At 70.4% G+C, this 13,433-nt stretch carries 12 protein-coding genes; 2 read left to right on the plus strand and 10 right to left on the minus strand.

Translation table 11 applies throughout. From position 1 onward, the window contains the following. Positions 1–3 precede the first annotated feature (3 nt). Positions 4–573, minus strand: a complete 570-nt coding sequence (locus AC3RJ6_RS17765) for a TetR/AcrR family transcriptional regulator (RefSeq protein ID WP_491428459.1) — start codon at positions 571–573, stop codon at positions 4–6. Positions 574–738: 165 nt separating this feature from the next. On the opposite strand from AC3RJ6_RS17765, the gene AC3RJ6_RS17770 reads away from it, so the two are divergent. Next, positions 739–2,187 carry an MFS transporter gene (locus AC3RJ6_RS17770; protein WP_491428460.1) on the plus strand — a complete coding sequence of 483 codons (1,449 nt, stop codon included), beginning with the start codon at positions 739–741 and terminating at the stop codon, positions 2,185–2,187. Positions 2,188–2,285: 98 nt separating this feature from the next. On the opposite strand, the gene AC3RJ6_RS17775 is transcribed toward AC3RJ6_RS17770, so the two are convergent. The 4 genes from AC3RJ6_RS17775 to AC3RJ6_RS17790 all read right to left on the minus strand — a co-directional run bounded on the left by AC3RJ6_RS17775 (position 2,286) and on the right by AC3RJ6_RS17790 (position 5,655). After that, positions 2,286–3,596: a citrate synthase gene (locus AC3RJ6_RS17775; protein WP_491428461.1), complete on the minus strand. Its 1,311-nt coding sequence runs from the start codon at positions 3,594–3,596 to the stop codon at positions 2,286–2,288. Between the two features lie 179 nt (positions 3,597–3,775). After that, on the minus strand, positions 3,776–4,891 hold the full coding sequence (gene dapC, locus AC3RJ6_RS17780) for a succinyldiaminopimelate transaminase (RefSeq protein WP_491428462.1): 1,116 nt from the start codon (positions 4,889–4,891) through the stop codon (positions 3,776–3,778). Between the two features lie 15 nt (positions 4,892–4,906). Beyond that, positions 4,907–5,227 carry a ferredoxin gene (gene fdxA, locus AC3RJ6_RS17785; protein WP_491428463.1) on the minus strand — a complete coding sequence of 107 codons (321 nt, stop codon included), beginning with the start codon at positions 5,225–5,227 and terminating at the stop codon, positions 4,907–4,909. Positions 5,228–5,265: 38 nt separating this feature from the next. Further along, the gene (locus AC3RJ6_RS17790) at positions 5,266–5,655 is read right to left on the minus strand and encodes a hypothetical protein (protein ID WP_491428464.1); all 390 of its coding nucleotides are present in this window, start codon (positions 5,653–5,655) and stop codon (positions 5,266–5,268) included. A gap of 158 nt (positions 5,656–5,813) precedes the next feature. On the opposite strand from AC3RJ6_RS17790, the gene AC3RJ6_RS17795 reads away from it, so the two are divergent. Next, on the plus strand, positions 5,814–6,641 hold the full coding sequence (locus AC3RJ6_RS17795; RefSeq protein ID WP_491428465.1) for an enoyl-CoA hydratase/isomerase family protein: 828 nt from the start codon (positions 5,814–5,816) through the stop codon (positions 6,639–6,641). Between the two features lie 6 nt (positions 6,642–6,647). On the opposite strand, the gene AC3RJ6_RS17800 is transcribed toward AC3RJ6_RS17795, so the two are convergent. From AC3RJ6_RS17800 to AC3RJ6_RS17820, 5 genes are all read right to left on the minus strand, one after another. Beyond that, the gene (locus AC3RJ6_RS17800) at positions 6,648–7,427 is read right to left on the minus strand and encodes a M23 family metallopeptidase (RefSeq protein ID WP_491428466.1); all 780 of its coding nucleotides are present in this window, start codon (positions 7,425–7,427) and stop codon (positions 6,648–6,650) included. A gap of 230 nt (positions 7,428–7,657) precedes the next feature. Further along, entirely contained in the window at positions 7,658–9,562 is a 1,905-nt protein-coding gene (typA, locus tag AC3RJ6_RS17805) for a translational GTPase TypA (RefSeq protein ID WP_491428467.1), read from the minus strand. A 241-nt stretch (positions 9,563–9,803) separates the two neighbouring features. Then, positions 9,804–11,522 (minus strand): dipeptide ABC transporter ATP-binding protein, encoded by a 1,719-nt coding sequence (locus AC3RJ6_RS17810; protein WP_491428468.1) that lies wholly within the window; start codon positions 11,520–11,522, stop codon positions 9,804–9,806. Beyond that, complete coding sequence (locus AC3RJ6_RS17815) at positions 11,519–12,478, minus strand: ABC transporter permease (RefSeq protein ID WP_491428469.1); 960 nt, start codon at positions 12,476–12,478, stop codon at positions 11,519–11,521. Before AC3RJ6_RS17815 ends, AC3RJ6_RS17810 begins: the two co-directional genes overlap by 4 nt. After that, a complete protein-coding gene (locus AC3RJ6_RS17820) occupies positions 12,471–13,397 on the minus strand; it encodes an ABC transporter permease (RefSeq protein ID WP_491428470.1) in 927 nt (308 codons plus the stop codon). The genes AC3RJ6_RS17815 and AC3RJ6_RS17820 overlap by 8 nt, the downstream gene beginning before the upstream one ends. Between the last annotated feature and the right edge of the window lie 36 nt (positions 13,398–13,433).

A 13,433-nucleotide genomic window follows, 5' to 3' on the forward strand; every position in this document is an offset into this window, starting at 1 on the left:
TGCTCAGATCCGGATCGAGTTGATCGCGAGCCCGAGCACCCGTGCGCGCTGGGCCTCGTCGTCGAACGACGAGACCGCTGCGACGCCCGAGACGAGCTTCACGACGTCGCCGACCGTGATGTCGGCGCGCACGACGCCGGCGGCCTGCGCCCGCTCGAGCAGCGGTTCGCCCGCCCCGAGCATGATCGCGCGGCACTCGCCGAGCACGGGCGACTCCCGGTTGAGGCCGTCGAGCAGGGCGTGCTTGGTGCCGACGTACGACACGAAGCGCTCGAGCCAGGCCTCGAGGGCGGGCCACGGCTCGAGGTCGGCGACCTCGTCGGCCGACTGGGCGAGCGCCTCGACCTCGCCGAGGTAGAGCGTCTCGATCAGGTCGTCTCGGGTCGGGAAGTTGCGGTACAGGGTGCCGATGCCGACACCCGCACGGCGAGCGATGTCCTCGAGCGACGCCGACGAGCCGTCCTCGGCGAAGGCCTGCCGGCCGGCCGCGACGAGCGCGTCGAAGTTGCGGGCGGCATCGGCGCGACGGGGCCTCCGGGCCTCGAGGGTCGGCACTCGCAGCACTTCGGACATGCGTTCGCGTTCCTCTCCTGCCCTCTCGTCGCGGGTCGCGACCCGTCGATGAGGGAAATCCCGATGCGGCCCTTGCAAAGCGGAGGCCCCCTCCGGTAGTGTCGTCGATGTCACAACCGGAGGCTTCCTCCACTCGGAGCCATACTCCACTTTACCTCGCTCCCCGTGTTCACGCACCTGACCGAAGGGTCCGCCGTGTCAACCACCTCACGCGCCGCATTCGCGGCCATCGCCGTGAGCGTCGCCTCGCTCGCGCTGCTCCAGAATCTCGTCATCCCAGTCATCCCGACCATCGCCGCCGACTTCGGCGTCGGCGCCGACACCGCCTCGTGGACGAACACCGCGTGGCTCATCGCTGCGGCCGTCGCCACTCCCCTGCTCGGCCGCGTCGGCGATCTCCGCGGGCGCCGCACCGCGTTCCTCGCCGTGCTCGCGGTCGTCGCCGTCGGCGACATCGTCGCCGCGGTCGCCCCCGACCTGACGACGCTCATCGTCGGCAGGGTGCTGCAGGGCATCGGCGGCGCACTGTTCCCGCTCGCCTTCGGCCTGCTGCGCGACGTCATGCCGCGCGAACGGCTCACCGGGTCGATCGGTGCGACGAGCGCCATCATCGGCATCGGCGGCGCGGCGGGCAGCGTGCTCGCCGGCCCCATCGCGACCGCACTCAGCTGGCGCGCGATCTTCGCCGTGCCCCTCGTCACCGCGATCGCGGGCATCGTGCTCGTGACCCTCCTCGTCCCCGCGAACGGCGCACGGGCGACCGGCCGGGTGAACGTGCTCGCCGGCGTGCTGCTGTCGGGCTGGCTCGTCGCGCTGCTCGTGCCGCTCAGCTCGGGCGCCCGCTGGGGCTGGGGTTCGCCGCTCACGATCGGCCTGTTCGCCCTCGCCGCACTGCTCATGGTCGCGTGGGCGGTCGTCGAGCTGCGGTCGGCCGAGCCGCTCGTCGACCTGCGGCTGCTCTTCGCCCGCGAGCTGTGGCCGGTCAACGCGGCGGCCCTGCTCATCGGCGCCGCGGCGTTCGGCTTCTGGGGCTACCTCCCCCAGTTCCTCGAGACGACCGCCGGCTGGGGGCTCGGGCTCGACGTGCAGAGCGCGGGACTCGCGCTGCTGCCCCTCCTCGTCGGGATGTCGGGCATCGGCTTCGCCGCCGGTGCGCTCAGCCGCGTCATCCCCCTCCGCCTCATGCTCGCCGGCGGTGCCCTCCTGATCGCCGTGGGCATCGGCTACGCGGTGCTCGACCACGACGCCGCGTGGAAGCTCGCGGTCGCCGGCGGCGTCTTCGGCGTCGGCATCGGCCTCGCGTACGCATCGGCGGCGAGCATCGTCGTCGAGAGCGTGCCCGCCGACCGCACGGGCGTCGCCACCGGCGTCAACGCCAACCTGCGCACGATCGGCTCGGCGATCGGCTCGGCACTCGTGAGCGCGATCGTGTTCGGCGCGGGCGGCAGCGCGTCGGCACCGACGCAGGCCGGGTACGACATCGCGTGGCTCACCGTCGCGCTCATGGCCGTGCTCGCCGGGGCGATCGTGCTCGTCGTCGGCCGCCCGGCGCGCACCGCGCGCGTCGTCGACCTGGCGGCCTCGCCCGCGACGGAACTCGTCGACGCCGCCTGAGCTCGGCGCTCGGCCGCACTCGGGCGACAGCGAACGTGCACTCGCCGCCCTGTTCCAGGGCGGTGAGTGCACGTTCGACGTGTTGAACGCGCCGGAGCTCAGGCCCCCGGATACCGGCGCTCGGCGGCGCCCGTGTAGAGCTGCTGCGGGCGGCCGATCTTCGTCTGCGGGTCGAGGTTCATCTCGCGCCAGTGGGCGATCCAGCCGGGCAGGCGGCCGATCGCGAAGAGCACGGTGAACATGCGCGTCGGGAAGCCCATCGCCTTGTAGATCACACCCGTGTAGAAGTCGACGTTCGGGTAGAGACGACGCTCCTTGAAGTAGTCGTCCTGCAGGGCGAACTGCTCGAGCTCCTTCGCGATGTCGAGCAGCGGGTCGTCGATGCCGAGGCTCTCGAGCACGGCGTCGGCCGACTCCTTCACGATCTTCGCGCGCGGGTCGTAGTTCTTGTAGACGCGGTGCCCGAAGCCCATGAGCTTCACGCCGTCTTCCTTGTTCTTGACGCGCTCGACGAAGCGGGCGACGCCCTCGCCCGACTCCTGGATGCGGCCGAGCATCTGCAGCACGGCCTCATTGGCGCCGCCGTGCAGCGGGCCCGACAGCGCCTGGATGCCCGCCGAGATCGACGAGTAGAGGTTCGCACCGGTCGAACCGACGAGGCGCACGGTCGAGGTCGACGCGTTCTGCTCGTGGTCCTCGTGCAGTATGAGCAGCCGGTCGAGCGCCTTCGCGAGCGTCGGGTCGATGCGGTACGGCTCGGCCATGTTGCCGAAGTTCAGCCGCAGGAAGTTCTCGACGAAGTTGAGCGAGTTGTCGGGGTAGAGGAACGCCTGGCCGACGCTCTTCTTGTGCGCGTACGCGGCGATGACCGGCAGCTTCGCGAGCAGGCGCAGCGTCGTCAGCTCGACGTGGTCGGGATCGTGCGGGTCGGACGAGTCCTCGTAGTAGGTCGAGAGCGCCGCGACCGCGCTCGAGAGCACCGACATCGGGTGCGCCGTGTGCGGCAGCGCCGAGAAGAAGCGCTTGAGGTCTTCGTGCAGCAGCGTGTGCCGGCGCACCTTCTCGTCGAAGTCGGCGAGCTGTTCGCCCGTCGGCAGCTCGCCGTAGATGAGGAGCCAGGCGACCTCGAGATAGGTCGAGTGCTCGGCGAGCTGCTCGATCGGGTACCCGCGGTAGCGCAGGATGCCCTGCTCGCCGTCGATGTAGGTGATCGCCGACCGCGTCGACGCGGTGTTGACGAAGCCGTAGTCCAGCGCGGTGAGCCCGGTCTGGCGGGTCAGCGTCGACAGGTCGATGCTCGAATTGCCCTCGACCGCGGGCCGGACGGGGAACTCGGCGGTGCCGCCGGGGAAGCTGAGGGTCGCGGTCTCGGGGTTCTGCCCCGCCGCGGGGTTCACGACGTCGCTCACGGCGCCTCCTGTGATCGTCACTTGCGCGGTCACCTGCCTTTCGGGCTCGCGACGTAGGGTTGGCCACGGCCCGACCTACAGCCTAGACGTGCCGGAGGCACACTGTCGCATCCGCCAAGAGATCGCTGTATACATTGGCGGCACCTGACACTGCCCAGCGCCCGGTGCGTGTGGGGATGCTACGAGCCGGCCGCCGCGCGCAGGCGCGACGCCGCCGCCGCGATGCGCTCATCGGTCGCCGTGAGCGAGAGCCGCACGTGCTCGGGGTGGTGCACGCCGTAGAAGTGACCGGGGCCGGCGATGATGCCGAGGTCGGCGAGCCTGCCGATCGACTCCCACGCGTCGCGTCCCTCGGTCGCCCAGAGGTAGAGGCCCGCCTCGCTGCGGTCGATGCGGAACCCGGCCGCCTCGAGCGCCGGCTTGAGCTCGGCGCGACGCGCGCGGTAGCGCTCCTTCTGCTCGGCGACGTGGGCGTCGTCGCGGAGCGCCGCGAGCATGGCCTGCTGCAGCGGCTGCGCGAGCATGAGCCCCGCGTGCTTGCGCACGTTCGTGAGCCGGCCGACGACCGTGCGGCAGCCCGCGATGAAGGCCGTGCGGTAGCCCGCCATGTTCGACTGCTTCGAGAGCGAGTAGGCGACGAGCGTGTTGCGGCGGCTGTCGCCGACGACCCGCGGGTCGAGGAGGCTCGGCACCGGGGTCTCGGCCCAGCGGCCCTCCCAGCCGAGCTCGGCGTAGCATTCGTCGCCGACGATGATCGCATCGAGTTCGAGTGCGCGCTCGCGCGCCGCGCGGAGCTCGTCGATCGTGAGCACGCGCCCGTCGGGGTTGCCGGGGCTGTTGAGCCACACGAGCTTCGTCGCCTCCGGCCACTCGGCGGGGTCGTCGCTCGCCATGGCCGTCGCCCCGGTGAGCACGGCGCCCATCTCGTAGCTCGGGTAGGCGGCCCTGGGGTGCACGACGACGTCGCCCTCGCCGAGCCCGAGCAGGAACGGCAGCAGCGCCACGAGCTCCTTCGAGCCGACCGTGGGCAGCACGTTCTCGCGCGCGAGCCCCGTCACCCCGCGACGCCGGGCGAACCACGCGACGATCTCGTCGCGCAGCACGTCGGAGCCGACGGTCTGCGGGTACGCATGCGCGTCGGTCGAGGCGGCGAGCGCCTCGCGCACGATCGCCGGCGTCTCGTCGACGGGTGAACCGATCGAGAGGTCGACGACGCCGTCGGGGTGCGCCGCCGCGCGCTCGCGGTACGGGACCATGAGGTCCCACGGGTAGTCGGGCAGCTCGCCCCGCGCCACGTCGTCGACCGCCGGCTAGTGGGCCTGCGGCGGGAGCGCGGCGATGATCGGGTGGTCCTTCGGGATGACGCCGACCTTCGCGGCGCCGCCGGGCGAGCCGATCTCGTCGAAGAACTCGACGTTGGCCTTGTAGTAGTCGGCCCACTCGTCGGGCAGGTCGTCTTCGTAGTAGATCGCCTCGACCGGGCACACCGGCTCGCACGCCCCGCAGTCGACGCACTCGTCGGGGTGGATGTAGAGCGAGCGCTCACCCTCGTAGATGCAGTCGACGGGGCACTCGTCGATGCACGCACGGTCTTTCACATCGACGCACGGGAGGGCGATGACATAGGTCACGGTGGTTCGTGCTCCTTCGGAGAGGCTGGATCTTCAGTCTATGCGCGGGCGGGGGCTCGTGACGGCAGCTCGGGCCACGCGACCACGAGCACGCCGATGAGCGCCGGCGCGAACGACCAGACGGTGCCGAGCAGGTCGCCGACGACGAGCACCGATCCGCCCGGGCCGGGCAGGTAGGTGAGCACGGCGATCATGACGACGAGGCCGGCCGCGGCCGCGGCGGTCACCGCGCGCCCGTGGGTCAGGAGCCGGAAGCCGACGAGCAGCGCGGCGACGCCGATGAGCGCGACGACGAGCCCCCACGGGATCACGGCGTCGCCGATGACGAGCACCTGCCGGTGGCCGACCGTCGCGACGGTGCCGTAGACGGCGCCGACGAGCGCGGCGACGAGGAGCGTGCCGACGCGGCCGGCGAGGGAGGTGGCCATGCGCCGAGTCTACCGGGGAGGCTCGCCGCCGATGCCGCCCGCCCGCCGCGCCCGACCGCCCGGTCGCCACTGCGGGCGGCCCCCGCTCCGCCGCCGTCGCGAGCCGGCCCGATGCCGTAGCGTGGACCGCACGCGACCGACGCACGAGAGGATCGACGATGACCGACGCCCCGACCGCGACCCCCGACGACGCTCCCGAGGTGCGCGTCGAGCGCGACGGCGACCTCGCGGTCGTGACGATCGACCGGCCGAAGGCGCTCAACGCCCTCTCCCCCGCCGTGCTCGCGGCACTCGAGTCGGCCTTCACCGGACTCGCGGCAGACGTCGCCGCCGACGGCACGTCCGTGCGCGGCGTGCTGCTCACCGGCGCAGGCGGCCGGGCGTTCATCGCGGGCGCCGACATCAGGGCGATGTCGGGACTCACTCCCGAGGAGGGCGAGGAGGCCGCGCGCGCCGGCCATCGGGTCGCGGCGGCGATCGAGGCCCTGCCCGTGCCGGTCATCGCCTGCGTCGACGGCTTCGCGCTCGGCGGCGGGCTCGAGATGGCGCTCGCCTGCGACCTCATCTATGCGACGGATGCCTCGGCCTTCGGCCAGCCCGAGGTGCACCTGGGTCTCATCCCGGGCTTCGGCGGTACGGTGCGGCTGCCCCGCGCGGTCGGCCTGGCCCTCGCGAAGGAGCTGATCTACACCGGCCGGCGCATCGGCATCGACGACGCCGTCGCCGCCGGACTCGTCGCCCGCCGGTTCGCCGACCGCGAGTCGATGTTCGCCGGCGCGCGCGAGACCATCGCCCTCGTCGCGCAGAACGCCGCACCCGCGGTGGGGCTCGCCAAGCGCGTGCTCGTCGCCGCGACGGGCACGCCGACCGCGACGGCCACCGAGCTCGAGATCGCCGGGTTCGGCGACGCGTTCCGCACCGACGACATGCGTGAGGGCGTCGCCGCGTTCATGGAGAAGCGCGAGCCGCGGTTCACGGGCGCGTAGGCGCGATCATCCGATGTGCGCGGCGAGCCAGGCGAACCCGTCGAAACGCACGCCGTCGGTGCCGAACATCTCGAGGTGCAGGTGCGGGCCGGTCGACTGGCCGGTCGTGCCGACGACGCCGAGCTGCTGACCCGCGGTCACGCGCTGACCGACCGAGACGGCGATCGAGCCGTACTGCATGTGCGCGTACGAGCTCGTGATGAGCTCGCCGCCGATGTTGTGCTCGACCTCGACGTTGACGCCGAGTCCGCCGCCGTTCTCGGTCGCCTTCACGACGACGCCGTCGGCGATCGACATGACCGGCGTGCCGTTGCCCGGCGTGAAGTCGACCCCGTCGTGGAAGGTGGAGCAGCCCGCACAGGGGGCGTCGCGCGGCCCGTACCCGCCGCTGCGGCGGTCGGGGCTCTGCACCGGCCAGACGACGGCATCGGACTCGATGATCGACACCGAGCCGAGCCCGGCGACCTGGGCGACGACGGGCGGCGGCGCCTTGACGACGTCGTACGACTCGGCCGCGAGTTCGGCCTCGACGGCGTCGGCGCCGACCTCGACGTGCTGCGGCGTGAAGGTCACGGTGTCCTCCACGGGCGCGTACACCGAGGCGCGGGCCTCGGCGTCGGTGGCCGTCACGGCGAGTGCGGGCACGCTCGTCGCGACGAGCATGGCGCCGACGAAGCCCATCGCGAGGGTCGAGAGCGCCTGGCGGGCGGACGGCGTGCGTCGTGCCGGTCGGGTGCGGGCAGGGGCGGGGATGGCCGCGCGGCGGCCGTGCTGGGGGGAAGTCATCACGCGTTACGTATCGAGGGGGTCGGGTTTCGTGGCAGAAACGGAAAACGTCTCGATGTCGAGACGATCTCAAGAACCGTACGCAGCGATTCTGGGAGAAACCTCCGATGCGCATGCAGAGAACCCGTGCGTGGTGATCACGCTCTCTCCCCGTGGGGTCGCGGAGACGACGACGCGGATGCCGCGGGGTCGACCCCGCGGCATCCGCGTCGTGTACTGCCGAGCGGTGCTCAGCCCTGCTTCTTGAGCCGCGACGCCGCGCGGGCGCGCGCCGTGGCGTCGAGCTCGACCTTGCGGATGCGAACCTTCTCGGGGGTGACCTCGACGCACTCGTCCTCGCGGGCGAACTCGAGGCACTCCTCGAGCGTCAGCTGGCGCGACGGGGTCATCGACTCGAAGGTGTCGGCCGTCGACGAACGCATGTTCGTGAGCTTCTTCTCCTTCGTGATGTTGACGTCCATGTCGTCGGCGCGCGAGTTCTCGCCGATGACCATGCCCTCGTAGACCTCTTCGGTCGGGTTCACGAAGAAGGTCATGCGCTCCTGCAGCGCGATGATCGCGAACGGCGTCACGACGCCGGCGCGGTCGGCGACGATCGAGCCGTTGTTGCGGGTCGTGATCGCGCCCGCCCACTCGTCGTAGCCGTGCGAGATCGCGTTCGCGATGCCCGTGCCGCGCGTGATCGTCATGAACTCGGTGCGGAACCCGATGAGACCGCGGCTCGGCACGATGAACTCCATGCGCACCCAGCCCGTACCGTGGTTCGACATGTTGTCCATGCGGCCCTTGCGGGCGGCGAGCAGCTGCGTGATCGCGCCGAGGTACTCCTCGGGGGCGTCGATCGTGAGGTGCTCGTACGGCTCGTGCGTCTTGCCGTCGACCTGCTTCGTGACCACCTGCGGCTTGCCGACGGTGAGCTCGTAGCCCTCGCGGCGCATCTGCTCGACGAGGATCGCGAGCGCGAGCTCGCCGCGGCCCTGCACCTCCCACGCGTCGGGGCGGCCGATGTCCTCGACCCTGAGCGACACGTTGCCGATGAGCTCGCGGTCGAGGCGGTCCTTGACCATGCGCGCGGTGAGCTTGTGCCCCTTGACCTTGCCGACGATGGGCGAGGTGTTCGTGCCGATCGTCATCGAGATGGCGGGGTCGTCGACGTGGATCGCCGGCAGCGGACGCACGTCCTCGGGGTCGGCGAGGGTCTCGCCGATCGTGATGTCCTCGATGCCGGCGACGGCGATGATGTCGCCGGGGCCGGCCTCTTCGGCCGGGAAGCGCTCGAGCGCCTTCGTCTTCAGGAGCTCGGTGATGCGCACGTTCGAGTGCGTGCCGTCGTGGCGCACCCAGGCGACCGTCTGGCCCTTCTTGATCGTGCCGTTGAAGACGCGCAGCAGCGCGAGGCGGCCGAGGAACGGCGACGCGTCGAGGTTCGTGACCCAGGCCTGCAGCGGGGCCTCATCGTCGTACGACGGCGCGGGCACGTGCTCGAGGATCGCGCCGAACAGCGGCTCGAGGTCGTCGTTGTCGGGCAGGGCGCCGTTGTCGGGCCGGTTGAGCGAGGCGCGGCCGGCCTTGCCCGAGGCGTACACGACGGGCACGTCGAGGAGCGCGTCCACGTCGAGGTCGGGCACGTCGTCGACGAGGTCGGAGGCGAGACCGAGCAGCAGGTCGTGGCTCTCCTCCTCGACCTCCTCGATGCGGGCGTCGGGACGGTCGGTCTTGTTGACGAGCAGGATGACCGGCAGGCGCGCCTCGAGCGCCTTGCGCAGCACGAAGCGGGTCTGCGGCAGCGGGCCCTCGCTCGAGTCGACGAGCAGCACGACGCCGTCAACCATCGAGAGGCCGCGCTCGACCTCGCCGCCGAAGTCGGCGTGGCCCGGGGTGTCGATCACGTTGATCGTGACGGGACCGTCGGTCGCGTGCACGCCGTTGTACTCCACCGCGGTGTTCTTCGCGAGGATCGTGATGCCCTTCTCGCGCTCGAGCTCGTTCGAGTCCATCGCGCGGTCGTCGACGTGGGCGTGCTCGGCGAACGAGTGGGTCTGCTTGAGCATCGCGTCGACGAGCGTCGTCTTGCCGTGGTCGACGTGCGCGACGATCGCGACGTTGCGCAGGGAGTTGCGGGTGGCCTTCGCCATGGATTTCGTCCTCGCGGTGAGGCATCCGCCGGTCTCGGCCGGCCGGCCCGGAAACGGGCTCGCCCGGGCCGCGCGGATGCGCTGGATGGGAGTCTGTGGGAGCGCGGACGACCGTGGATCGACGGTTCGCGCCATGTCAGCCTACCGTGCGCAGCCGTGTGAATGCCGAACGCCCGGCATCCGAGGTCGGATGCCGGGCGTTCGAGCGCTTTCAGGGCGGTGCGGATGCCGCGTGGCGGCCTTACGCTCCCAGCTCGATGTTCGCGCCGGGGATGGCGGCGAGCAGGTCGCGCGTGTACTGCTCCTTCGGGTTGCCGAAGACCTCGTCGGTCGTCGCGGCCTCGACGATGCGACCCTTCTGCATCACGCTGACGTGGTCGGCGATGACGCGCACGACCGCGAGGTCGTGGGTGATGAAGAGGTACGTGAGGTTGAGCTCGGACTGGAGCTCCGCGAGGAGGCGGAGGATCTGCGCCTGCACGAGCACGTCGAGCGCCGAGACCGCCTCGTCGAGGATCACGATCTCGGGCTTCAGCGCGAGTGCGCGCGCGATGGCGATGCGCTGGCGCTGGCCGCCCGACAGCTCGTTCGGGTACCGGCTCACGAGCGTGCGCGGCAGCGCGACCTGGTCGAGCAGCTCGAAGACGCGCTCGCGGCGCGACTTCGCCGTGCCGACCTTGTGCGTCTGCAGCGGCTCGGCGATCGTGTTGCCGATGTTGCGCAGCGGGTTCAGCGAACCGTACGGGTCCTGGAAGACCGGCTGCATGCGGCTGCGGAGCTCGAAGAGCTCCTTGCCCTTCGTCGCGGCGAGGTCCCTTCCGCCGACCACGATCTTGCCGCTCGTCGCCTCTTCGAGCTTCAGCAGCATCTTCGCGACGGTCGACTTGCCCGAGCCCGACTCGCCCACGAGCGCCATGGTGGTGCCCTTGGGGATCTGGAACGAGACGCCGTCGACCGCGGTGAAGTCACCGGAGCCGCGGATCTTGAACACCTTGGTGAGGTTCTCGACCACGATCGCCGGCGGCTGCGCGGCAGCGGCCTCGAGGGCCTCCGCGCGCGCCTCGGCGGTCGCGATGAGGTCGATCGCCTCGCCCGCCGCCGACGACGCGTCGCTCGCGATGGCCGTCTCGGCCGCCGAGATGCTGCCGGTCGCCTGGATTCGACGCGAGGCGAGGCTCGGCGCCGCGGCGACGAGGCGCTGCGTGTACGGGTGCTGCGGGTTCTGCAGGATCTCGCGCGACGGGCCCGCCTCGACGACCTGGCCCTTGTACATGACGAGCAGCTGCTCGGCACGCTCGGCCGCGAGGCCGAGGTCGTGCGTGATGAACAGCAGGGTCGTGCCGAGCTCGCGGGTCAGCGACTCGAGGTGGTCGAGGATGACGCGCTGCACCGTGACGTCGAGCGCCGAGGTGGGCTCGTCGGCGATGAGCAGCTGCGGGTTCGCCGCGAGGCCCATGCCGATGAGCACGCGCTGGCGCATGCCGCCCGAGAACTGGTGCGGGTACTGCTTGAGGCGCCGGTCGGCGTCTTGCAGGCCGGCCTCCTTCAGCACCTGGATCGCGCGGGCCTTGACCTCCTTGCGGCCGCTGGCGATGCCGTTCGCACGGATCGCCTCCTCGACCTGGAAGCCGATCGACCACACGGGGTTCAGGTTCGACATCGGGTCCTGGGGGACGAAGCCGATCTTGCGACCGCGGATCTGCTCCATCTCCTTCTGCGAGGCCTTGGCGAGGTCTTCGCCGTCGAGCAGGATCTGCCCGCCGGCGATGTGACCCGTGCCGGGCAGCAGGTTGATGATCGCGTGGGCGGTCGTCGACTTGCCCGAGCCCGATTCGCCCACGATCGCGAGGCTCGAGCCCCGGTCGAGGTTGAAGCTCACACCGCGCACGGCCTCGACGACGCCGTTCTGGGTGCGGAAAGCGACCTTGAGGTCTTTGACTTGCAGCAGGGGGGTGCTCATCGCTGTGCCCTCGCCTTCGGGTCGAGTGCGTCTCGCACGACTTCACCGAGCATGATGAACGAGAACACGGTCAGGGAAAGCGCGATCGACGGGTAGATCAGCACCTGCGGAGCGGTGCGGAGCGTCGTCTGCGCCTGGGCGATGTCGTTGCCCCAGGACATGATGTTCGTCGGCAGGCCGACACCGAGGAACGACAGGGTCGCCTCGGCGACGATCGCACCGGCGAGCGAGATCGTCGCGATGACGATCACGGGGGCGATCGAGTTCGGCACGACGTGGGCCCAGAGGATCTTGAACCGCGAGACGCCGATCGCCGTGGCGGCGGTGACGAAGTCGGAGTTCTTGACCCGCAGGATCTCGGACCTCAGCACGCGGGCTGTCGCCGGCCACGCGAAGATACCGATCGCGAGCGAGATGACCCACACGTTGCGGTAGTTCGCGAGCACCGACATGATCACGACGGCCGCGAGGATGTAGGGGATCGAGAAGAAGATGTCGCCGACGCGCGAGAGGATGCCGTCGGTCCATCCGCCGTAGTAGCCCGCGAAGGCGCCGAAGATCACGCCGAGGGTGAACACGAGGATCGTCACGATGATGCCGACCGACAGCGAGGTGCCGGCGCCGTGCACGATTCGCGACCACACGTCGCAACCCTGGCGGGTGAACCCGAGCGGGTGCCCGGCCTCGGGCGCGCCGTTGCTGTTGGCGAGCTGGCAGCCGTGGCTCGGGTCGACCGAGGTGAACAGGCCGGGGAACAGCGCGATGAACACGATGATGAGGATCAGCACGGAGGAGATCCAGAACATCGGTCGGCGACGCAGGTCGGCCCACGCGTCGATCCAGAGGTTCGACGGCTTGCCCTCGGTCTTGACCGAGTCGATGGCGCTGAGCGGCGTCTCCTCCAGCGGGGCGACGTAGTGCTCGATGGGGAGCTTCGATGAAGACTGGTCAGGCATAGCGGATCCTCGGGTCGAGCACGGCGTAGAGAAGGTCGATGAGGAGGTTCACGATGAGGTACAGGAGCACCATGATCGTGACGAAGGACACGACGGTGGGCCCTTCTCCTCGGATGACCGCCTGGTAGAGCGTGCGGCCCACACCCGGCACGTTGAAGATGCCCTCCGTGACCGTCGCGCCGACGAGCAGCGTGCCGAAGTCGGTGCCGAGGTAGGTGACGACCGGGATCAGCGAGTTGCGCAGGATGTGCACGGGCACGATGCGACGACCCGAGAGGCCCTTGCTGTACGCGGTGCGCACGAAGTCGAGCCCCTGCGTCTCGATGACCGACGAGCGCGTCAGTCGCGAGATCTGCGCGAAGCTGATCGTCGCCAGCACGATGGCGGGCAGGATCAGGTCTTCGGTCGGAGCGCCGGCGCCCACCGTCGGGCTGAACCAGCCCCACTGGATGCCCATGAAGTACTGCGCGACGAAGCCGAGCACGAAGATCGGCAGCGAGATGAGCACGAGGCTCACGCCGAGGCCGGTCGCGTCGAAGATGCCGCCCTTGCGCAGACCGCTGATGAGGCCGACGGCGATGCCGGCGACCATCTCGAAGAAGATCGCGAGGAGCGCCAGGCGGATCGTCACGGGGAAGGTGCGCGCCAGGACTTCGCTGACCGGCTGTCCCGAGTAGGTGACGCCGAAGTCACCCTGGAAGATGCCGGCGAGGTAGTAGAAGTACTGCACGATGAACGGTTCGTTCAGGTGGTACTGCTCGCGGAGCTGTTCGATCACACCGGGCGCCGGTGGCCGGTCGCCGAAGAGCGCCGCGATCGGGTCTCCTGGCATGGAGAAGACCATGAAGTAGATGAGGAAGGTGGCTCCGAGGAGCACGGGGATGATTTGGAGGAGTCGCTTTCCGGTGTACCAGAGCATCAGCGCTCCTCAGTGTCTAGTGCTGAGAGCATTTTG

The organism is Agromyces cucurbitae (genome assembly GCF_058349945.1).